Source organism: Paenibacillus hebaui (genome assembly GCF_051934385.1).
Taxonomy (GTDB): Bacteria; Bacillota; Bacilli; order Paenibacillales; family Paenibacillaceae; genus Paenibacillus.
The window spans coordinates 5,651,022-5,674,238 of record NZ_CP196836.1; the positions used below are offsets into that span (position 1 = coordinate 5,651,022).

Annotated in this window: 16 protein-coding genes and 2 tRNA genes; 4 read left to right on the forward strand and 14 right to left on the reverse strand. The window is 46.4% G+C overall.

The window, feature by feature from the left end:
• Positions 1-36: 36 nt before the first annotated feature.
• From lonB to ACR32F_RS25710, 6 genes are all read right to left on the reverse strand, one after another.
• Positions 37-1,791, reverse strand: coding sequence for an ATP-dependent protease LonB (lonB, locus tag ACR32F_RS25685; RefSeq protein ID WP_440112074.1), 1,755 nt, complete (start codon positions 1,789-1,791; stop codon positions 37-39).
• A 170-nt stretch (positions 1,792-1,961) separates the two neighbouring features.
• Positions 1,962-3,059, reverse strand: a complete 1,098-nt coding sequence (ispG, locus tag ACR32F_RS25690; protein WP_440112076.1) for a flavodoxin-dependent (E)-4-hydroxy-3-methylbut-2-enyl-diphosphate synthase — start codon at positions 3,057-3,059, stop codon at positions 1,962-1,964.
• A gap of 123 nt (positions 3,060-3,182) precedes the next feature.
• On the reverse strand, positions 3,183-4,436 hold the full coding sequence (clpX, locus tag ACR32F_RS25695; RefSeq protein WP_440112078.1) for an ATP-dependent protease ATP-binding subunit ClpX: 1,254 nt from the start codon (positions 4,434-4,436) through the stop codon (positions 3,183-3,185).
• Between the two features lie 12 nt (positions 4,437-4,448).
• Entirely contained in the window at positions 4,449-5,039 is a 591-nt protein-coding gene (gene clpP / locus ACR32F_RS25700) for an ATP-dependent Clp endopeptidase proteolytic subunit ClpP (RefSeq protein WP_440112080.1), read from the reverse strand.
• A 375-nt stretch (positions 5,040-5,414) separates the two neighbouring features.
• Positions 5,415-6,755 (reverse strand): trigger factor, encoded by a 1,341-nt coding sequence (tig, locus tag ACR32F_RS25705; RefSeq protein WP_440112082.1) that lies wholly within the window; start codon positions 6,753-6,755, stop codon positions 5,415-5,417.
• Positions 6,756-6,890: 135 nt separating this feature from the next.
• Positions 6,891-7,871, reverse strand: coding sequence for a hypothetical protein (locus ACR32F_RS25710; RefSeq protein WP_440112084.1), 981 nt, complete (start codon positions 7,869-7,871; stop codon positions 6,891-6,893).
• 186 nt (positions 7,872-8,057) lie between these two features.
• On the opposite strand from ACR32F_RS25710, the gene ACR32F_RS25715 reads away from it, so the two are divergent.
• Positions 8,058-8,131, forward strand: a tRNA-Arg gene (locus ACR32F_RS25715).
• Positions 8,132-8,422: 291 nt separating this feature from the next.
• Positions 8,423-9,655, forward strand: a complete 1,233-nt coding sequence (locus ACR32F_RS25720; RefSeq protein ID WP_440112086.1) for a CynX/NimT family MFS transporter — start codon at positions 8,423-8,425, stop codon at positions 9,653-9,655.
• A 200-nt stretch (positions 9,656-9,855) separates the two neighbouring features.
• On the opposite strand, the gene ACR32F_RS25725 is transcribed toward ACR32F_RS25720, so the two are convergent.
• The 3 genes from ACR32F_RS25725 to ACR32F_RS25735 form a co-directional block, all read right to left on the reverse strand.
• The gene (locus ACR32F_RS25725) at positions 9,856-13,836 is read right to left on the reverse strand and encodes a S8 family serine peptidase (RefSeq protein WP_440112088.1); all 3,981 of its coding nucleotides are present in this window, start codon (positions 13,834-13,836) and stop codon (positions 9,856-9,858) included.
• A gap of 325 nt (positions 13,837-14,161) precedes the next feature.
• Positions 14,162-14,935 carry a class I SAM-dependent methyltransferase gene (locus ACR32F_RS25730; protein WP_440112090.1) on the reverse strand — a complete coding sequence of 258 codons (774 nt, stop codon included), beginning with the start codon at positions 14,933-14,935 and terminating at the stop codon, positions 14,162-14,164.
• 200 nt (positions 14,936-15,135) lie between these two features.
• A tRNA-Arg gene (locus ACR32F_RS25735) sits at positions 15,136-15,209 on the reverse strand.
• A gap of 281 nt (positions 15,210-15,490) precedes the next feature.
• Here ACR32F_RS25735 and ACR32F_RS25740 point away from each other — a divergent pair.
• A complete protein-coding gene (locus ACR32F_RS25740) occupies positions 15,491-15,784 on the forward strand; it encodes a DUF4870 domain-containing protein (RefSeq protein WP_440112093.1) in 294 nt (97 codons plus the stop codon).
• Between the two features lie 230 nt (positions 15,785-16,014).
• On the opposite strand, the gene ACR32F_RS25745 is transcribed toward ACR32F_RS25740, so the two are convergent.
• Together ACR32F_RS25745 and ACR32F_RS25750 are read right to left on the reverse strand one after the other, a co-directional pair.
• Positions 16,015-16,371 carry a hypothetical protein gene (locus ACR32F_RS25745; protein WP_440112095.1) on the reverse strand — a complete coding sequence of 119 codons (357 nt, stop codon included), beginning with the start codon at positions 16,369-16,371 and terminating at the stop codon, positions 16,015-16,017.
• A gap of 3 nt (positions 16,372-16,374) precedes the next feature.
• Positions 16,375-16,695 (reverse strand): hypothetical protein, encoded by a 321-nt coding sequence (locus ACR32F_RS25750; RefSeq protein ID WP_440112097.1) that lies wholly within the window; start codon positions 16,693-16,695, stop codon positions 16,375-16,377.
• 193 nt (positions 16,696-16,888) lie between these two features.
• On the opposite strand from ACR32F_RS25750, the gene asnB reads away from it, so the two are divergent.
• Positions 16,889-18,733 (forward strand): asparagine synthase (glutamine-hydrolyzing), encoded by a 1,845-nt coding sequence (asnB, locus tag ACR32F_RS25755; protein ID WP_440112099.1) that lies wholly within the window; start codon positions 16,889-16,891, stop codon positions 18,731-18,733.
• Between the two features lie 200 nt (positions 18,734-18,933).
• On the opposite strand, the gene ACR32F_RS25760 is transcribed toward asnB, so the two are convergent.
• The 3 genes from ACR32F_RS25760 to ACR32F_RS25770 form a co-directional block, all read right to left on the reverse strand.
• Positions 18,934-20,631 carry a methyl-accepting chemotaxis protein gene (locus ACR32F_RS25760; RefSeq protein ID WP_440112101.1) on the reverse strand — a complete coding sequence of 566 codons (1,698 nt, stop codon included), beginning with the start codon at positions 20,629-20,631 and terminating at the stop codon, positions 18,934-18,936.
• Between the two features lie 309 nt (positions 20,632-20,940).
• On the reverse strand, positions 20,941-21,804 hold the full coding sequence (locus ACR32F_RS25765) for an STM4011 family radical SAM protein (protein WP_440112103.1): 864 nt from the start codon (positions 21,802-21,804) through the stop codon (positions 20,941-20,943).
• The gene (locus tag ACR32F_RS25770; protein ID WP_440112105.1) at positions 21,801-23,195 is read right to left on the reverse strand and encodes an STM4012 family radical SAM protein; all 1,395 of its coding nucleotides are present in this window, start codon (positions 23,193-23,195) and stop codon (positions 21,801-21,803) included. Before ACR32F_RS25770 ends, ACR32F_RS25765 begins: the two co-directional genes overlap by 4 nt.
• Positions 23,196-23,217 lie beyond the last annotated feature (22 nt).

The window sequence follows — 23,217 nt, forward strand, 5'->3', positions numbered from 1 at the left end:
CAAATGTTCACATAAAAAACCAATGAAGGGAAGCGCTTAGCAGCTTCCCGAATCCGTAACCTGACCCGGACGGGGCAAGTCAGCACGTAAATAAGAAGCAGATGCCGGTGGGAAAATCTCCGGTGCGGGTATTGCAGTCTCTTCTACAAGCTCTGCTTGTTTTGTTTGCTCCGCATCAGGAACCCAACCAAATACTTCTCGGAATACATCCTGAACCGTATCTACCGGAATGACACGTAATCCATCTAAATTTTCAAAAATGGACTGCCAGTTCTCCGCCGGAATAATGACCGTCTTCGCTCCAGCCTGGAATGCAGCCTCCACCTTGGCCAGCACACCACCGATTGGCTTCACCCGACCGTGAATACTAACCTCTCCAGTCATCGCAGTCTCGTGATCAATGGGGCGCCTCTGGATGGCTGATGTAATGGCAGTCGCCATAGCAATCCCGGCCGAAGGACCATCAATCGGCGTTCCGCCAGGGAAATTGACATGCAAGTCGTAGTCATTCGGACGAATACCCATGGCTTTTAATACGGTTAACACATTTTCAACCGACCCTTTAGCCATGCTTTTTCGCCGGAGTGTACGTGAACCGCCTCCAATCTCTTCCTCATCCACGACACCCGTGATGTTGATCCGACCCTGATCTCTAAGAGCCGGAACAGCAGATACTTCAATCTCTAGAATGGTACCCATATTCGGTCCATATACCGCCAATCCATTTACGAAACCGATCTGTGGCTGCTGAGGTACCTTGTGATCTGGCCTAGGCTGAATCTGGCTGCTTCCAGCCACCCACTCTACATCAGATGCCTGAAGTGTTTCGCGTTTTTCAGTTAAGGCCAGCCCCGCTGCCAGCTGAATGATATTCACTGCCTCACGTCCATTGGTGGCATATCGCTTGACCACATCGACGGCATCTGGACACGGATTGAACCCAATTTTCTGCACAGCATCTTCTGCAATACGTCCGATCTCTTCGGGCAGCAATGGACGGAAATAAACCTCCATGCACCGCGACCGCAAGGCTGGAGGCAGTTCATGGGGCGAACGTGTCGTTGCCCCGACCAGGCGAAAATCAGCAGGCAGGCCATTTTGAAAAATATCGTGGATATAAGCAGGAGTATGCGTGTCTTCCGAGTTATAGTACGCACTCTCCAAAAAGACCTTGCGGTCCTCCAGTACTTTCAGCAGTTTATTCATCTGGATGGAATGCAACTCCCCGATCTCGTCGATGAAAAGCATTCCGCCATGTGCCTTCGTAATTGCTCCGGGTTTCGGTTGGGGAATCCCCGCGACGCCCATCGCTCCTGCTCCTTGATATATCGGATCATGCACCGATCCAATTAAGGGGTCAGCAATACCTCGTTCGTCAAAACGCGCAGTAGTGGCGTCCAATTCCGTAAATTTGGCATCGGCCTTGAAGGGCGATGATGGATTCTTTTTGGCTTCTTCTAATACCACCCTCGCGGCAGCCGTTTTCCCCACACCGGGAGGCCCGTATATAATGACATGCTGTGGATTAGCGCTGCACAAAGCAGCCTTCAGAGCGCGTAGTCCATCTTTTTGTCCAACAATATCGTTAATAGTAGCCGGACGTGTCTTCTCCGACAGCGGCTTGGTGAGGGAGATGGAACGCAACTTGCGTAGCTTCTCCAGTTCCTTACGGGATTCGCGCTCAATAGCACTGCGGTTCGTTTTCTGGCCACGAAGCAAATTCCAGAAATACAAACCGATCACCACTCCAAAAAATAACTGAATCAACATTATGACCATACCAAATTCCATGTCTCAACATCCTCCTGTTCTGTCCTTATTCTCATATGTGTCATGCTAATACTTGGTAGTATAGCCTTTTCACCGAGACGTAAACGGGACATACAGAATTTGTGTACCAGAGGACAAAAAAACAGCCCGTCATTGCTGACGGACTGTTGCAGAAACTGTATATGAATCAATTAGTGCGAACGTCCAGGAATAATCCCTGTCGCTTCATAAGATTCAACGATTTTGTCGATTTCTTTTTTCAATTCCTCAACCATGATCTCTTCCGGCACTTTACGAATCATTTTTCCGTGACGGAACAGCAGTCCCTCTCCGCGTGCACCGGCAATACCGATATCCGCTTCCTTTGCCTCACCAGGGCCGTTAACAGCACAACCCAGCACGGATACCTTAATTGGCACCTTGAGTTTGGAGATATACTCTTCCACTTCATTCGCAATGGAGAACAAATCGATATCCAAACGGCCACAGGTTGGACAGGAAATCAGCGTAGCAGCATTCGTGATCAGACCAAAGGTTTTCAGCAGGTCACGCGCAACCTTGATTTCTTCGACCGGGTCCGCACTAAGCGAGATCCGCATCGTTGAACCAATGCCCATGGATAACAAGGCACCCATACCTGCGGAGCTTTTGATTGTACCCGAGAACAGTGTGCCCGCCTCGGTAATCCCAAGGTGCAAGGGGTATTTGATGATCTGAGCGGCTTTGGTATACGCTTCAATCGCCATTGGCACATCGGAAGCTTTGAGAGACACGATGATATCGTGGAAATCAAGCTCTTCCAAAATACCAATGTGATAAAGTGCACTTTCCACCATAGCATCAGCGGTAGGATAACCATATTTTTCGAGCAAATGGTTTTCCAGAGAACCTGCGTTTACCCCGATACGAATCGGGATTCCCCGCTCTTTGCACGCTTTGACGACTTCTTCCACTTTGGCACGTTTACCGATATTTCCGGGGTTGATCCGTACTTTATCGATACCATTCTCAATCGCAAGAAGAGCCAATTTATAATTAAAATGGATATCCGCTACAAGCGGGATATTGATCCGTTTCTTAATTTCCTTAATGGCTGCAGCAGCTTCCTCATTGTTAACCGTTACACGAACCAACTGACAGCCCGCTTCTTCCAAGCGCAAAATCTCTGCCACGGTTGCCTCAACGTCTGCCGTTTTGGTTGTACACATGCTCTGGATGATAACTTCGTTGCTACCACCGATCGTTAAGTTCCCCACTTTAACAGGACGTGTATCTTGTCTTAAAAACATGAGTGATTTCTCTCCCCACAACGTCAAAGCTCCACCCTGGCAGAGACATGAATTCGCCTTCTGCCAGGAGTGGAGAACTGACAAGTCTATATTTCAGAGCTGAATGGAATGCTGTCCTTCAAGTTAGGCACTTTCTTCCTGTTTGTCGTCCTTCGCCTGACTCAGTTCCGGCACGACTCTTTTCTCAACGACTTCCTCGGTAATGACACAGTTCGTAACATCATCACGGGAAGGCACTTCGTACATGATCTCAAGCATAATGCCCTCGATGATGGCGCGCAATCCACGTGCACCCGTGTTACGTTTGATGGCTTCCTTCGCAATCGCGAGCAAAGCGCCTGGTTCAAATACCAGATTCACATTATCCAGCTCAAGTAATTTTTGGTATTGTTTCGTAAGCGCATTTCTTGGCTCGGACAGAATCCGTACCAACGTCTCTTCATCCAGTGGCTCCAATGTGGAGATGACTGGCAGACGGCCTACAAATTCCGGAATCAGACCGAATTTCAGCAAGTCTTCCGGCAGGACCATACCCAGGTATTCGCCTGGTTTCAAATCTTTTTGTTCCGCAACGGTGTTAAAGCCAATGACTTTTTTACCGATCCGGCGTTTGATCATTTGCTCCAGACCATCAAAGGCACCGCCGCAAATGAACAAAATGTTCGTTGTATCAATCTGGATGAACTCTTGATGTGGGTGTTTGCGACCGCCTTGTGGTGGTACAGATGCCACAGTTCCCTCCAGAATTTTCAAGAGCGCCTGTTGTACACCCTCACCCGATACATCACGTGTGATGGATGGGTTTTCGGATTTACGCGCTACTTTATCAATTTCATCAATATAAATAATGCCGCGCTCTGCTTTTTCCACATCATAATCAGCAGCTTGAATCAGCTTGAGCAGAATGTTCTCTACATCCTCGCCGACATAACCTGCCTCAGTCAATGAAGTCGCATCAGCAATAGCAAATGGAACATTCAAAATTTTAGCCATTGTTTGTGCAAGCAACGTTTTACCTGAACCCGTAGGTCCTAACAGCAAAATATTACTCTTTTGCAATTCAACGTCCTCAATCTTGTTTTGTGTATTGATCCGTTTATAGTGATTGTAAACCGCTACAGACAAAGACTTCTTGGCCTGATCCTGTCCAATTACATATTGGTCCAGAATATCGCGGATTTCTTTCGGTTTTGGAATATCTTTGAGGTCCAGTTCTTCGTCATGACCGAGCTCTTCCTCAACGATTTCGGTGCAAAGTTCGATACATTCATCACAAATGTAAACGCCTGGTCCAGCGACCAGCTTGCGCACCTGTTCCTGAGATTTACCGCAAAAAGAGCATTTCAGTTGCCCTTTCTCATCGTTAAATTTAAACATGAAACCACCCCTTTAGGAATTGATCGGTCTACTGAGCACCTGGTCAATAATGCCGTACGTTTTGGCTTCTTCAGCACTCATGAAAAAGTCACGGTCTGTATCCCGCTCAATTTTCTCAAGGGGCTGACCTGTACGCTCGACGTATATTTGATTCAGTTTCTGACGTGTTTTAATAATCCATTCTGCGTGGATTTTGATATCCGCAGCCTGTCCTTGAACGCCGCCAAGCGGCTGATGGATCATGACTTCGCTGTTGGTCAGCGCATATCTTTTACCAGGAGCACCGGCTGTCAGCAACAACGAGCCCATGCTTGCAGCCATGCCTACGCAAATGGTAGATACATCCGGCTTGATATATTGCATCGTATCGTATATACCCATCCCTGCGGTAACAGAACCACCAGGTGAATTAATGTACAAGCTGATATCCTTCTCAGGATCGTCGGCTGCCAAAAACAAAAGCTGTGCTATGACAAGATTGGCTACATCGTCATCAATCGCACTGGTTAGAAAGATAATGCGATCCTTCAGCAAACGCGAATATATATCGTAAGACCGCTCGCCTCGATTGGTTTGTTCTACAACCATTGGCACCAGACTCATGAGACCAACCTCTTTTCTACATGTAATTAGACATAGGCTACCTGTAAAGCAAACCCAAATTCATTCTAACACTTTCCTGTGACAATGTCATTTTTCACAAGAGGTGTCATACATGAGTTAGTTTGCTATTTAGCCTGATCATATTTAACCATGTTTTCTATGTATGTGCAAATCGGAGCAATCCTATGCCGTTTAACCTTTTTTTATTTATAGGAAACACACAGGACGGTAAACAGGTATGACCTTATCACATTATAATCCATCCATTTAATAACTGAACCCTCTATAAAATGGATCCCATAATTTAAAAATAAGGCACGCAATAATTCACGTGCCTTATCGTTTATTCAGCTGTTCATTTCATAACAGCTTGTCTTATTTTTCGTCAGCTTCTGCAGCTACTTCTTCAGCTGGAGCTTCAACAGCTTCAACGACTTTGCTGTTCTCAACGAGAACATCGATCGTTTTACGCAGTTTCACTTCATCACGAAGGCTGTCCAGGGAACCATTACCCTCAAGAATGCCACGAATCTCATCAACAGGACGTTTATAAGACTCAGCCATTTTTTCAAGTTCTTGGTTCACTTCTTCATCAGAAACTTCGATGTTTTCCGCTACGCCAACTGCTTCAAGAACCAGGTTATTGCGAACACGTTTGGAAGCATCTTCCTGCATTTGTCCTTTAAGGTCAGCTTGCGTCTGGCCAGAGAAGCTCAGGAACATTTCCAGGTTCATACCTTGATTCCGCAGACGGTTGTCGAAATCACGCATCATGTTTTGTACTTCGCTGTCAACCATTGCAGAAGGAATGTCCACTTCAGCATTTTCAGCCACTTTTTCTACAACTGCATTTTCTTGAGCTGCTTTGGCTTCGTCTGCTTTACGGGATTCCAATTGCGTTTTTAGATCAGCTTTGTACTCTTCAAGCGTGTCGAATTCGCTGACATCTTTTGCAAACTCATCATCCAATTCAGGAAGCTGTTTGCGTTTGATTTCGTGTACTTTCACTTTGAATACCGCTTGTTTGCCGGCCAGTTCAGCTGCATGGTAGCTCTCTGGGAAAGTTACTTCAACGTCTTTGAGATCGCCTGTGGACAGACCCAAAACTTGCTCTTCAAAGCCAGGAATGAATGTGTTGGAACCCAGTTCAAGGGAATAACGCTCCGCTTGTCCACCTTCGAATGGAACACCATCAACGGAACCGTCAAAGTCGATTACAGCAACGTCGCCGTTCTCTGCAGCTCCTTCGTCGATAACAACGAGTTCTGCGTGACGTTGTTGAAGACGCTCGAGCTCTTCAGCCACTTCTTCGTCCGTTACTTCGTTTTTGGCTACAGCAACTTCAATTCCTTTGTATTCGCCCAAAGTAACTTCAGGTTTAACCGTAACTTTCGCTTTGAACTTAAACACTTGTCCTTTAGCGAATTGTTCGATATCTACATCAGGACGATCAACCGGGAAAATTTCCGTTTGGTCGATTGCTTCTGTGTAAGCTTCAGGAAGCAAAATATCAATTGCTTCTTGATACAGGCTTTCCACACCGAAACGAGCTTCAAAGATTGGACGTGGAACTTTACCTTTACGGAATCCAGGTACATTTGCTTGTTTTACCACTTTATTAAAAGCTTTGTCGAGTGCTGCAGTTACACGATCTGCGGCTACTTCAACCTCAAGAACCCCAAGGTTCTTCTCTATCTTTTCCCAAGTTGCTTTCATTGTATACTTTCCCCTCCAAAATTCACATGTTCACGTAGGCAATCACGTACAAAATAACCATTTTAGTATAAACAAGATTAGATTCTTTTTCAAGGGCAATCCCTTGATACGGTTTAAGGAAAACGTTTCCGGCTCCTATTCACCGTCCAAACCGGCTGAAACAAATTGTTTCATCGAGCGATATGCCTGCTCCAGACGAAAGCGCATCGCGCCTGTCACAGCATACATTGAACGAGTATCTTCCTCATCATGCGAACCACCCAAACTGTCTGCAACGGTCATATGTAGAGCAGCCGCCCATATATCTGTCATGGAATCATTTTCTTCCAACATGGACATATAATCACGGGTTCCGTACACCGCCATGACATATTGGATCCACAGTTCCTGGGCAAAATAAAAGAGCGTAGGTTCATGAACCTCCGTCTGGTCTGCCACCCGTTCCAGAATTTGAATGATCTGAAGCGGGAAATCCTCTGGTCTAAGAGGTACGGTATCAATCTCCACTTCAACCTCTTCTTCACCCCGAGTAAATTTAATGATGCCTTGAGTCCCTCGGCGATGTAGAGTTTGCAGAACTCTGAACTGAAGCAATGGATGAAGTGGCCTCTCTTTAAGCCATCCCGTGAGTGCATCATCGATTATAGGAAGATCAAGATAGGCCAGCTGTTCCAACGCCAGCGTCGTTTTTTCGGTAAGAGGTTCTTCCATTACAGTTCGTAGCAGCTTATCGGCATACCCATCGTCCTGTTCAAGCTTGGTCCTTGCATGTTGACGTGCCATGTCCTCTTCACTAATTTCCTCTTTTTCCCGTTCTTCACGGGGATCAGACGATTCTTCGGCATAATGAGGAAAAGCAGCCTGAAGCCATTCAAGCAATGCACGCCATTCATCATAATGACGTTCCTCCTGTCCCTGACATTGTAACAGGAAGTTTAACAGGTCCATCGCTTCGCCATAACGTTCATTTTCAAGCATGACCGTCAATTGAATCTGGTAATAGTCCAGCGTCTTAGGAAACAGCACAATATTGTTACTGTGTTCAGTTTCCGGGGTCGTGGATTCCTTGATAGGAGCACCTCCTCTGTATCCTGAATCTCCAGTTGGAATCAACATAAATAGATGTATATTAAACGAAAGTCGATCTATTTTCTGAGTTCTTCTGATATTCTAACATAACCTTAAATATAATGAAAAAAACGTTACTGCCGCCAAATATCATATACGAAAAACATATTAAAACAAAATGATTGATATTCTTATTTATTTATGATAAAATCAATTTTGCTTGAAAAATTTCATGTCTCAGTAGCTCAGCTGGATAGAGCAACGCCCTTCTAAGGCGTCGGTCGGGGGTTCGAATCCCTCCTGGGACGTAAAAATGAAAACTTCCCTCGGGAAGTTTTTTTGCGTTCTGGGGATGAAAACCTTCAACGGTTCGTCGGAGCATACGCTTCATTAGCGTTACTTCGTAGTCTCGACTGCAAGGAGAGTATTCCTCCTGGGACGTATTCACTGAGAGCTTCCCTCGGGGAGCTTTTTTTTGCATTCTGCATACCGTTCCTATGAACTTCGTTGCCCATGTTGACATCAGATGTTATGCTGACTGTGTATATGTATGTGCCAATGTATACATATTAGACAAATAAACAACAGGAGATCTGCTTATGCCCCCTTCTTTACATCATCACTCACCAAGCCCTTCTACTCCTGCGGAAGGTTCATCCACATCCATGAAGCTTGGATTGCTGCTCGCAGGAATTATCGTTATCGCAGCTACGATGCGTTCACCAATTACAGCAACAGGTCCCATCGTGGAGCTGATCCGCGCCGATACAGGAATAAGCCATGCGATGGCAGGACTGCTCACCTCATTACCGTTGCTTGCCTTTGCAGCCATATCTCCGTTCGCACCGCAAATGGCCCGAAGATTCGGACTGGAAAAAGCATTGTTCACGGCCCTTATTATTGTAACCATAGGTGTAGCCCTGCGGTTTCTGCCTTCTGTCCCTGCTCTCTTTGCAGGAACGGCGATATTAGGATGCGGCATCGCTCTGAGCAATGTACTGCTACCCAGTCTGATTAAACGAGATTTTCCGCTGCGAGTAGGATTGGTTACTGGACTTTACTCCGTCTCCATGAATATATGGGCCGCCATAGCCTCAGGGATCAGCGTACCTGCGGCTGGGTTAACCGCTATGGGATGGCATGCTTCATTGGGAATGTGGGCTGTCTTGTCCATTCTGGCTCTGATCCTGTGGCTGCCTAACGTCCGTTCAAGCCGGCGCGGAGAAGTTTACGCGGTTTCCAGAACAGATGCCAAACCGGTTCGTCTTCGCTCCTCTTCCTTAGCCTGGTATGTCACGTTTTTTATGGGATTGCAGTCTTTGATCTTTTACACCACCATTACCTGGCTTCCCGAGATTCTGTCTGATCAGGGATTCAGTGCGTCTTCGGCAGGCTGGATGTTATCAATGATGCAAATGGCTAGCGTTCCTGCAACATTTATCGTTCCGATTCTGGCTGGACGTATGAAGGATCAACGAGTGCTCACCGCGATGACTTGCACAATTCTGATCCTGGGATATGCTTTTTTGTTAAGCGGTGTCTCATCACTCGTAACTATTGGCGTCGCCCTTGCAGGCGTTGGCGGCGGGGCTTCATTTGGTCTAGTCACGATGTTCTTTGTACTTCGTACCGCTAATGCCAGACAAGCCGCCGGACTGTCAGGAATGGCCCAATCCTTTGGATATATGCTGGCGGCTGGCGGACCTTTGCTGTTCGGGTTGCTTCATGAATGGACAAAGGAATGGACTCTTCCATTGCTGGTACAGGTTATCCTCGCCATTGTTTTGTTGATCATAGGTCTCAAGGCCAGCAAGAATCGAGTGATCGGTTAGATTTCTAGAAAAAAAGGATGGCGACAGGCTGACAATAAACCCTGTCGCCTAAGTGGAGCATTTTATTATCAACGGCCTTTTATGCAAACATAAAAGGCCTCCATCCGGCGGAATCCGGATGAAGACCACTTATGCATGAACACTTCCTTCACTAGATCTTTCTAACACATGAAGCGTTTAACAATTCCATGTCTCAGCGTTCACTTCACCTTTACCACGATCTTGTCCGTGCTGGTAACCCCGGCTGCGTTGATTAGTTCGGCCCGGTACGTATACGTGCCCGAAGTTTGCCCGGACAGTTTAGTCACAGCACTTTGCGCAAAAGGTGTAACCGCACGGAGTTCTTGCGTGTCAATCAACTCATCATTTTCGTAGAGGCGGTACTCCGTGGCATTGGTTCCCCACCACAAGTTCATAGTCACCTTATAATTGCCGTCGCCATCCCAGTTATCTTGAAAGAGAACCGCTTTGCCTGGCGTTGCGTGGGTAACCCGAACAGTCAGCGTCTGACTACGCGTTGTCCCCTTGTCGTTCGTTAGCTCGGCTACGTACGTATAGGTGCCGTTGGTTTTGCCCGTGATCTTCGTTTGAGCAAACTGCGCCCAAGGCGCGTTGTATGTCAACTTCTGCGTATCAATCAATACCCCGTTCTCATACAGCTTATAGCTAGTGGCGTTCTCGCCCCACCACAGATTCATCGTGACGGTATACGAGCCTTCGAGCAGGCCATTTGCATGCCCGTTATTGTGAGACAATACAGGCGTTCCAGGAGCCTTGGTAGCCGGAGTTTCTGGCTCAGTCTCTTTGGCTTCCAATTTCAGTATCGTATTGGCTGTACTGGAGAGCCCCTGTTGGTCTTTTACTGTAAGTTCAACGACATATTCACCCGCTTCGATTCCCTCCAAAGAAAGGCTGAAGCTTCCATCAGGTTGTACTTCAAAAACACCCTCTTTATGAACCGAACCATCCGCTTTTTTCACAACGTACGTTGCTTCCAAGGAAGCCGATGGGTCAAATGCAATACTCCAGCCGCTTGCAAGCGCAGGAGCGACTCGGAAGTACAAGTCATCCACGCTACCGTTAATGACAACAGATTCATCCTGCTTGAATTCCAGCTTTTCTGGCGCTGTTACAGCTGGGGCTGTCTTTTTAACCAAAAATGGAGACGTGTCTTCCTTATAGGTTTTGCCGTCAGCACCAATCGTAGTGATATCAACCGTGTATAATCCATCCGGAATCTCAGTCACTTCATCGGTAGTGTAATCGGCATATTGACCATCCCATGCAAGATTGTATCGACTATTCGCATTAAAGCTATAATAGTTACCAAAAATGGAGCCGATGTAGCCGTCTTGGTAATATCCACCTTCCGGGTTAAGACCATCGTAAATTTCAATAAGTGCAAATGTCATCGGATTATAGAATTCCATCGCTACATTTAGCGTATCCAATGTACCATCAGCTTTCAACGGATAATGGAACGGATTTTTTTCTGTACCTGCCACGGTTTCAATATATTTGACTCCATTCAACGTAACGTTGAAATGGGCAACATATGGCACGGTAAAGGTATTGGTTCCGTTAGACAACTCAATATATCCTTGTGCTTCTGTTAACGCAGTAACCCCTCGTGGAACAGTGATTGTCACTGCAAGTTCTTCCTCACCATTCAGTGTGAATGAACTCTTGTCTACAGCAACGGATACACCTGCCACCGTGCGAGTCGGATTCACATTTACTGTGTAGTCCCCACCGCTGCCATTCAGCGCTTCAACCTTGATCGTTTTGGTGACCGTTTTTTCGTCTGTGCTCAGGAAATTACCGTAGTTGATGCTGCCCGTGATATTCTCCTTTTCCACAACGGAGCCACTTTCCGTGTATTGTGTAACATCCATAACTTTAACCAGAGCAGAAGGATCGATGGTGTTCACAGCCTGAATGCGGCCCGCACCTTGATCAAATACATCAAACTTGGTTGTATCGAGCACTTTACCATTGTTCATGAGCGCAACCTTAATATCAAAAGGCGTCCAGTCTGGATGCTTCTCAATCAGCAGGGCAACCAGTCCAGCAACATGCGGTGACGCCATACTTGTACCTGATTTGCGATCATAGGCTTGCGTGTAGTCCGCTCCAGGCTCATCCTTGCCATAGGCCGGAATTGTAGACAGAATACTGCTACCTGGCGCAACCACATCGGGTTTAATATCCAGAGTTACTTTGGCTGGTCCACGGGAACTGGTCGTACTCATTTCATCTCCTGCCGTTTGATCACGGAGAAAGTCAGAAAAGCTCACTTTAACGGGTTGTCCCGCATCCAGTTCTGCCTTGATCAATTCTCCATCTTCCTTGGACATACTCAGGGTCGAAATCAGTTCAAAGTTATCCCCCAAACTTACGCCGATCGGACCTGGAATATTGTTGTATACAATAACAGCCACAGCACCAGCCGCTTTTGCATTGGCTACTTTCTCCACAAATGCCAATTCACCACGCTGTACAAATGCAATTTTGCCCGTGAAATCCTTGCCTTCAAAATCGGTTGGCTTGCCGAGACCTGCAAATTCAAGTTCATATTGCCCAGTCAATACCGATTCGGGATCAGCTGAAAGGTTCCATCCCATCACGTCAAGGCGGTAGACCGACTCTGTAACAGCCAGTGGAGTTGGATTTTGTTCCGTTTCAGTTGGAGCAACTGCAGACTTTTCTTCCACAGGTGCAACTTCCGGAGAAGTTTCAACTGGTGCAGAAGGTGAGGATGGTTGAGTATCCTCCTCTGATACACTAAGCTCTGTATCTGGAGCTGTATCATTGGCAGGCGATTCAGATGTGATTTCGGGAGCAGTTACAGGTGTGTTGTTATCCAGTGTTATTGCTGGTACCCCTTGCTCTGGCATTTCAGGAGTTTCCGTTCCCCGTGCTGCCCCCAGTTCAGGAGATTGTTCAACCTCAGGTACAGGTTGTTGTTCAGGCAGTGTGCCTTTGCCTTCCTCTCCAATCCAGAAATGAGTGTTGGCTGTAATGACCTGGCTAGGTCCTGTAGAGTTACCTACAGTGATTGCCATAGCGGATGCTCCCGGGGAACCAAGTGTATAGCGGTTAGGACCGCTGTTACCACTTGCGACAACCGCTGTCACGCCAGACAGCATGGCATTGTTAAGGGCAACCGACGTGATATAACTTGGATCATTGGCTTCATTTCCTAGGGACAGATTGATCACGTCCATGTCATCGGCAACGGAACGGTCAATTCCACCCAGTACCCAGGAGGTTTGTCCACTTCCATACGGCCCAAGTACGCGGTAGGCGTAGATATCCGCTTCAGGAGCAACGCCAACAATACCGTAATCCCCTGCTTCGCGAGCAGCAACGGTACCCGCTACGTGCGTACCGTGGGACGTGTAATAGGCGCTTCCTTTCGAGTTAAGCTCAGGCTCGCCCGATCCTTTCCATTCTTGAAATGTTGTTTCATACGGATCATTGTCGTTTCCAACAAAATCCCATCCACCTTTGTAGGCATCTTTCAAATTAGGATGTTCATAGTCAATGCCTGTATCAATGACGCCAACTTTAATGCCATTCCCTTTGTAACCCAAATCCCATACTTCAGGTGCACCAATAAAAGGTGCTGTGTCTTTCATATACGGGTTCACTTCATCTGTCTCGGGAGCTATTGTAACTTCAAGGTCAGGATATACGCTGACAACGCCCGGTATACGAAGCAATTGTCCCAATTGGTTCCCTTTCAGCTCAATGGCCACACCATTCAGGGCATATGCGTAATTTTCCAACACTTCATGTTTGATTTTATTCTGATTGAGGCTATGTACAAATGACTGTTGTTGTTGTTCAACTTGAGTCACAGCCTTTGTTTCCATAGAGGAGGTAAAAGATTTACCTGAGAGGGTTGATTCACCTTGCGCTACAGCAACTGGTTTGTTGGAAAGCTCAACAATAACTCGTGTTTTCTCTCCGCCAAGGCCTTCCAAGCTTTTATCCAAAAATGGATCTGCGGCAAGTTTCTCTTCTCGCCCTGCAAGAATCTCTCTCCATTGCGTGGCTTCGGCCTTGCTTGGCAAATTCTCAAGCTGAACATCTGCAGGAGCGGCTCCAGCCGCTGGCATGATAATGGAAAAAATCATTAGGACACTTAGAAAAATAGATATCATTCGTTTACTCAAGGCTATGCCCTCCTTCTCAAATGTGAATACCTCACTAATGGTATGGGCCCTGCGCTAACAAGTACTGCATTACTTGCGACAATTTCACCGTCCGATCTGCAAGAAGATTGACCCTTGGTAAAATATTCTACTAAAATATCGAAATTCCCTTCTAAATAATTACAAAATTGATATAAAAGTTACTTATATGGTTCTTGAGTACAAAAAAAGACTAAGAATCTCTTTCTCGGAAAGAGGTCCTCAGCCTATATAGGAAAAACTTAAGTGTTCGAAACAAATGACAGTCATTCATTTAACAAGAGTATACCTCATTCAAATTTTGATGTTATAGCTTTACGGCTTCAATACGCAAACGCTTATAATCGGCATAAATCGCATCCTCTTGCCATAGTTTCGGTACAACAATTTCACTGGTTTCAAGACATATTTCCTGTATCTGCTGTTGGCTTAATCCATCAAAATAATCTCCACCAAAATGAGCCAACCAGCCTTGTATGCCTAATTTTCCATCCTCAAGTTTGGTAGGACGGTCATAGTGGTAGGCCTGCCGAACTAAAAAACCTTTTTGTTCCAAAACGTTGCTGTATTCGCCGATCGTTGGAAAATACCAAGGATTGCGTTCCGATGCACGAATGCCGACTCTTCGTCCAAGCACGTCCTCTAATGCATCTACAATGATCTGCACATTCCCTTTGCCGCCAAACTCCGCCACAAAACGCCCTCCGGGCTTCAATGACTTCCAGATGTTATCCACGACAAGCTGCGGATTTCGCATCCAGTGCAGCGCTGCATTTGAGAATACGGCATCATATAGAAGATCGCTCTGAAAGTAATGTGCATCCCCCTGTATAAACTCAATCTCTGGAAATTTGGTTCGAGCACGTTGGATCATATCGGGAGAGGCGTCCATTCCAACGACCTCGACCTCGGCTTGGGATATTGAGATTTCATGAGTCAGGTCACCTGTTCCACACCCTAAATCAAGAATCCGTTCTCCCTTCGATGGTTGAAGCCATGAAATTAGACTTTTGCCATAGCCAGATACAAAAGCCAGTTTATTGTCGTAATCCTCCGCTTGCCATTGGTTAATCGATGTCACGGGCGCTCTCTCCATTCACTTGATATAATAAGTATCGTTATTGTGACATAATACAGCTTATTATAAAAATATATAAAATCTATATTGTTAATAGGAACAACCTATACACAAATAATAGCTATGAAGCGGATGCTCCGACGAACCATTGGGGTTCTTATCCCCAGAACGCAAAAATGCTTCCCGAAGGAAGCATTTTCTTACGTCCCAGGAGGGATTCGAACCCCCGACCGACGCCTTAGAAGGGCGTTGCTCTATCCAGCTGAGCTACTGAGACAAATATGTATAATAAAAATTCGGCGCGGTTCTTATTATACTCCGATTTCTAGATTTTTCAATACTTTTATAAAAAATTAATAATTGCATCCTAAATTGCTGCTCACCGTATTATTCTCATACCCAAGTCACATCTAGAATATGATAGCTATAACCAGGTAATATTGAAAGGATGGGTTCTTAAACAGCAGTCAATCATATAAGATATATTCATTGTCTGACTTGCTGGGTAATCTTTTGCATACATACATTTTAATGATTTAATTGAAGGAGAGTACAATCATGAGACAACTTTTATCAGCACTATCCTATTTCAGCATTTTCTTTGCCCCTTTTCTGTTTCCCATCATTGTGTGGATTGTTGCTAAGGATGACTATATTGAGGGGCATGCCAAACGGGCCTTATTTTCACACGTATTCCCTTTTCTTGCTGCAATTCCGCTCCTTTATTTCTTCGTTACAGCACATAGCCTGGGTTCAGCCATCGGGTTTGTGATCCTGTTCTTTGTCATTTATGCATTCAGTTTTGTGTACAACGTGGTCAAAGGTATTCAAGTACTGCGTGAATATGCTTGATCAGAAGCATTGCAATCAAGTTATATTTTAACTTCAAAAACCCGCCTTTCCAACGAAGGGCGGGTTTTTGCATTCTAGTTACCTGTTTCTCTGACAACATGCTTTTCTATGGGCAGGATACTCGCCGTTGATGAGAAGCATTTTCACGGCAGACCCGATATGCTCGTAAAGGCTTCCTTTAGAGGATTCCGCTATCCCCAGGCTGTTATGTCAGTTATTGGTACGATCTTTTAAGCCTGCCCAATTAAATAACGTTGAAGTGTAGGACCAAGTAATCCAAAGGCAAAAAGTTCACTCTGGAACCGGGCTTTATCCTCCCCTGCTGTAATCCCTTCGCTATTTTCGAACGCCGTTTCCGTCGCATCTTCAAATGCAGTATGCATATTATTGTTGTACCAGTCGATCGCTGAATCGGAATGATTACGTACAATTCGTACGACTTCCAGCGAGTTCCCTGGCTGTGTTGACGCAACGTACACAAGTAATGAGGGATCTCCGGCATTTCCAGGCTGTACTTCTACTTCTGCACAAGACAATCCATCCACTTCGGTTAATCTGCGTATTTTGGCATCCTGAATGGCATACATTATTTATCGCGCTCCTTTATCCTCTTCATGTACTTGTTTAATCTGCTGTCGAGTCTCTGCTGTTCCCAAGCGGTATATCTCCCGATACACCTGTTGTAATACAGTTTCATACGCACGGTTTACTGACTCTTCCGGGGTATCCGGCCAAGGAAATACCATTCCTGGAAAGGCCTCTTCCTCTTTTTCCTGCATCAGATTAAGCAATCCCAGTAATTGCTCTGCCTCTTGGGGCGTTGCCTGAATAACCCATTCATACGAGGTTGCGTATGGATCCGGAATAACGGAGCGCCCCATGACAGATACATAATAGTTCATACTGTCCATCGCATGTTCTCTCCTTCACAGACATGTTGAGGCTGTTGTCTCTAGAACTAGTTTCCGAAGAGGACAGACATTTTATGCCTGCTTTCGGCATATATTTGTTACGACCTCTGACGAAAAGACAACATTTGCTGGCTGTCCGCGACTCAAGCGGCCATACGGATGAATGACTCGACCAAGAAAGGATGAACAAACCATGTGCGGTATAACCGGCTTCATACAGTGGAATCGGGATTTGACCCAGGAATCAGAGCTACTGGTCCGGATGACGGACAGCTTGTCGAACCGGGGGCCTGATGCTTCAGGTACATGGATCTCCAATCCTTGTGCCTTTGGACATCGACGGCTCAGTGTTATGGACCCGGAGAACGGGGCACAACCCATGCATGCGTTACGGGGAGACACCTCCTATACCGTCGTGTATAACGGAGAACTATACAATGCACCCGAGTTAAAAAAGGAATTGCTTCAGCGGGGACACCATTTCCGTACTCAATGTGATACGGAAGTGCTGCTCGCCTCTTATATGGAGTGGGGACCGGCCTGTGTTGACCGGTTTAACGGTATTTTTGCTTTTGCCATATGGGATGGCGGACGCGAACAGGTTTTTATCGCACGTGATCGACTCGGTGTCAAACCGTTGTTCTACAGCAATACCAAAGATACATTCGTATTTGGCTCAGAACCCAAAGCACTGCTCATTCACCCGGATGTGGAAGCCGCTGTTGGGCCTGAGGGGTTGGCAGAAGTCTTCATTGTCGGTCCTGCACGCACACCTGGGCACGGCGTATACTCTTCTCTCAACGAACTTAAGCCTGCGCATGCGTTGATCTACAACCGAAACGGGATTCGAACCTATGCATACTGGAAACTGGAAAGTCAGAAGCACGAACATAACCTGGAAGAAACGGCTGCCGAGGTCCGCAGTCTGTTACAGGACACACTAGAGCGGCAGTTGGCATCCGATGTGCCTGTCTGCTCTCTTTTATCAGGCGGACTGGATTCCAGCGCGTTGTCCGCTTTAGCCGTGGATTATTACAATCGTACCGGTCAAGGTCAAGTCAGCACGTATTCCGTCGATTATGTGGATAACGCCAAGCATTTTCAGGCCCATTCCTTCCAGCCCGGTGCTGATGGACCCTGGATTAAGCGGATGGTCGATGAACTGAAGACGGATCATCACTGGATTGAGATCGAAAATGGAGAACTGGTTCATGCCTTGACTCAGGCCATGCTTGTACGGGATTTGCCGGGTATGGCGGATGTAGACTCCTCTCTCTATCTGTTCTGTAAAGAAATTAAAAAAGGAGCCACGGTCGCCATTTCGGGCGAAGCAGCGGATGAAGTATTTGGCGGTTACCCTTGGTTCCATCGGGAAGAGATGTTGAACTCGGGTACGTTTCCGTGGTCTGTTGCCCCCGACATGCGGGCTGGGCTGTTATCTCCAGAGATTCGGGAATGGATTCGGCCACTCGACTATTTGGCGGACCGCTATTCCGATGCAGTGGCTGAAGTACCTTTGCTGGATGGTGAAACCGGTAAGGCCGCCCAGATGCGGGTAATGTCCTATCTGAACATCACTCGTTTCATGCCTACCCTTCTGGATCGCAAAGACCGGATGAGTATGGGTGCAGGATTGGAGGTACGGGTTCCTTACTGTGATCATCGCCTGATCCAATACGTGTTTAACATTCCCTGGGAAATGAAAATGACCGGTGGAAGAGAGAAGGGTATTCTGCGCAAGGCGCTGGAAGGTGTACTGCCTGACGATGTGTTGTACCGTAAAAAGAGTCCGTATCCCAAAACACATAACCCTGAGTATCTGGCTGCTGTCAAACAACAGGTACTTGATATTCTCGACGATGCCACTTCTCCAATCTTGCCTTTAATCGACAAGGCCCAGATTCGCAAACTGGCTTCTTCACCTGATGCAGCATCCAATCTGCCTTGGTTTGGACAGTTAATGTCGGGTCCGCAGCTATTCGCTTATCTGACTCAGATCAACACATGGTTGCGCACGTATAAAGTGGCTATTCGTTAATCTCTATGTGAACATCCGGGGAAAGCGTAGGCTTCGTTTCCGATTCGGCTTTCTTTCAGAAAGCTTATAGGTGCACGCTCCATTCTTCAAATCAATACAAAAAGGGTACCTGGGAAACAGCATAACTGTTGTTCACCAGGTACCCTTCACAAAATATTAGACCAAATCCTATACGTTTAAATTTACGTTTTATATACCAATTATCTAACTTTAAAATGACTAAGTGACTGCTGTAACTCCTCTGCCATGGACGAAAGATCGTTTGCCGCCGAAGATATTTCCTGCATGGCAGACAGTTGCTCTTCTGAGGTTGCGCTGACCTCTTCTGTTCCGGCAGCTGCATTCTCCGTGACTTCCATAATCGTTTTCATGGACATATGGATCTGCTCCACACCCGCAGCCATCTGTTCAATGGAAGCAGATACTTCCTGAGTCTGACCAGCTACATTGCTGACGGCTTCACGAATTTCTTCAAAAGTCCCCCCTGCTTTATGGACAAGTTCTATTCCCTCTTGTACCTCTGTGGTCACTTCTCCCATGGATTGTGCTGCATCGGTCATGCCTTTATTTATGGATGCTACCAGTGTACCTATGTGTTCAGCCGATTTTGCTGATTGCACAGACAGCTTACGCACCTCGGTAGCAACCACCTCAAAGCCTCGTCCATGTTCGCCAGCTCTTGCAGCTTCAATCGCAGCATTAAGAGAGAGCAGATTCGTTTGAGCAGATATTTCAGAGATACTCTCCACCATTGATCCAATCTCCTTGGAATGAGTCCCCAGCTCTTCAATTACTGTGGCAAGCACACGGACAGTCTGATGAATAGAATTCATTTGTTCCACAGCAGATTGCACCGACTCGCTGCCGGACAAGGTTTTGGCCGAAGCATTCGTTGCTTCATCCGACATATTTTGCGTATTCTCCGTAATCTGCTGAAAACCTGTGGATAGCTCATTCATTGTTTGGAACCCGTCACTAACCATTCTTACCTGTGTATCCATACCGCCCGCGATCTCTTCCATTGTAGTTGCTACCTGTTCCGTTGCAGTAGCCGTCTGTTCCGTACTCGCCGTCAATTCTTCAGACGAAGCCGCCACCCGCTGTGCATTGTCTCCTACCTGGTGAATGAGAGACCGCAGGTTCACCGCCATCGTGTTGAATGAGTGGGCCAACTCCCCAATCTCATCTTTATTTCGAACAACGATAGCCTCTCCGGTCAAATCTCCCTCAGCAATTTGTTTTGCTGCTTTTGCAACTGAGGTTACTGGCTTGGAGATGACTCTGCCCATTAGCAACGCAATAGCTGTTCCTAGAATAACGGAAACGATTCCGATGATGATCATCAAATTGATTACATTCTCAATCATACTAGAAGCATTCACAACGCCGGTGTCCAGCGAACTCTGCTGATACTGTTCCATCGCCGTCATCGTCTCTTCAAAATCAGAGATAAGGGCAGGCCCAGTGGTATTCAACAACGTGGATATCTCACTATCTTGGCCTTCTTTTTTCAAGGAAATGATATTCTGTCCAAAAGCAAAATAATCGTCCACACTTTGGTCAGAACGATCCAGAAGATCAATCATGGTTTGCGTAGCCAGCTCTGATCTTAATTCCGCACTTAATTTCCGATAATCCTCATTGAAAGTTTGGAATGCCTGCTCACTTTGATCAGTTGCTTCTGTTATAAAATTTCGCAATGCGACCTGCTGCGACTTCACATTAATCACCATGTTTTTGATGGTGAGCAGTTTGGCAGTACGATTATTTACAATATCTGTGAACGTTTTCTCAACCGAGATAAATTGAGTATAGGAGATCGCAACGACACTTGCCAATAAAATCAACACTGCTAAAAAACCTAAAAGTAGTTTGCGGCTAATGGATATTCCTTTCATGACATTTCCCCCTTGTGTTTAGTTTGTTAGATTTTGACCATTATGTACTTTCGAAAAAGACAATAAATCCCGATGAACTCCACCACCCCTTTCATAAAAACGAACAACTTTAGACCTAATATCTTTTTAATACGTACACACATTATCCAAAACAGAGACTTTTAACCTATTCATAATAACCTTTTCTAGCGAAAATTGAATCATTTTGTCTTAAAAATAAAAAATAAAGACCTTACCCCTGATGAAACCTGGGATAAAGCCTTCTCACCACATTCTAATATAAGCAGCATGTCACATCTGATAACAATCCTATTGACGGATCAGAACCGGATTCCGTTCAAGCAATCCACTGCCGAAAATTTCTCTGAACGGGGAATCCTCCATATGAATATAACCGATGTAACAACCACACTTTTTCATGCCACAAGGTCGATCTGCGGCCAAAGCTTGCAACCCATCACGATACAGATGCCCAATGATTCGGCGATCCTTGTAACACCTCTTCACATGCCCTGATCCTTGTACGTAAAACACTTCCGAACCAGCTGCACAGCGTCTGCCCAAACTTTCGTAATCCTGCAAATTTCCTTCGAAAAGTGGGTCAATTGCCCGCAAAAATTGTATCTCTCCGGGAGCGTAATAATTAGATCGATCTTTAAATGCATTGACCCACATGTATATATCGTCCGGCAGAGCCTGCCTTATCGATTCAATAGCCGGGAATGCACTGCGTAACCCAACCGTTCCCACACTAAAAGCAAGTCCCATCTCACGCAAAGTCAGACATTGCTTCACGAAAGAAGTCTCTTTTGTCTCACGGGGATGATATGTCGCCCAGAAAGCCGCCTTACTGGTATCCAGATCACGAGCCCAGTCCAGTTTGACAGACAGGTTCGTCTGTATGGCAACTTTATCCACATGTGGCATATGTGACAGCTCCACCATGGCTTCCCGGTACCAGCGACGCACCAAAGCTTCACCATATGGATTGAAAAAAATTGAAAATTGATGCCCAGCGCTCTCCTGCTCCCTCACCCAATCCACAAATTGACGCAATTGTTGTTCATCCACTTTCAACGTCTCTTTGGAATCCACCGTTTTGCTAAACGGACAATAGGGGCAGTCATAATTACAGGAAGATAACTTGCCCCGATAATACAAGGTCGCTCTCATGAGAACACAAACCCTTCCATTTGTTCACGAACCTCGGCAGAGATAAGCCAATCTCCAATGGCATCCGAGTACCCCAAGCCCTCTTCTGTCAGATGTAGCACTTGTTTGTCTTGCTCCAGCTCAAGCTCGGCCATGCCTTCTGTTAACAACTCACCCAACCAAACGTAGTCTGACATAACTTGCGTACCGAATCGATCGTAATAATCAGACAGCAGCAAGCCTTCACGGTGTAGGAGGGCTTTCAGAATAAAGCGGCGCTTCTGTTCCTCCATGCTCAGTACGATGCCGTAATCCGCCACATCATATCGCTCGGTTGCCACATAATCGGCAATGATGCTCTGTGTAGCCTTATAACTCACACCATACTTGGAAGCATAGTGCACTTCACTCGTATAAGAACGTGCGCCGCATCCCAAACCAACCATACCTTCCTCCTGACAGCTGTAGGGCAGAAGCACTTTGCTGTTGGAAGACGATTGTTCTTTCGAAAATCTGCGCATGGAATACTGCACGTAACCTTTACTTTTTAATATCTCACGCGCGGCCGTGTACAGCTCCATCCGAATATCAGGTCCCTGACGCTGAATGTCATCCGGCTTCACGATCGTATTCTCACGTGTGTACAACGGATAGATAAAAATCTCACCCGGATCATACGCTAGAACTCTTTCCAATGAATAGGTCCACGACTCCACCGTTTGTCCTGGCAGACCATAGATAAGATCCAGATTCAACAAAGGAAAATCGTAACGGGTCAGCTTCTCAAGCGCCCGTTCCACTTCCAGCGGTTTCTGTGGACGGTAAATCGCTGAGGCTTCAGCTTCAATAAAGCTTTGAATCCCCATACTGACACGATCCACACTTCGCTCCTTCATGATAGCCAGCTTGGCTTCCGTTACCGTATCCGGTGACGTCTCCACCGAGATCGAAGCTTGCGCGGGGTCCAGCCCCATTATATTTTCCCCAATATCAAACAGACGGTTCAACTGTACTTCATTCAATAATGTGGGCGTTCCACCACCGATGGCAAACCTTGAATACGGCCTGCGTGAGGTAATGGGTGCCCACTGCTTCGCCTGACGTTCCAGCGCATCGACATAGCGCTCATGGGTATCATCACGCCGATCCGGCAAAGTGAACAGGTTACAGAACCCGCAGCGGGCAGCGCAAAAGGGGATGTGCATATATAAGAAATACGTGTCCGTATTCTCCCGTTCCCACAATGATTCCAGCGGCAGCGGAGGGTCCAACTCCCGATATGCGGTCTTGTGGGGGTACGAGTACAGATAGGAGCGATAGGGTGAAGCAAGCACTTCTCTGAGACCTGTAGCTGTATTGGATCCGGACTGTGCGGAATGACCTGCTGTCGTATGTTGAGATTGATCGTCCATCGGTTTCCTCCTTGGCTCCGGT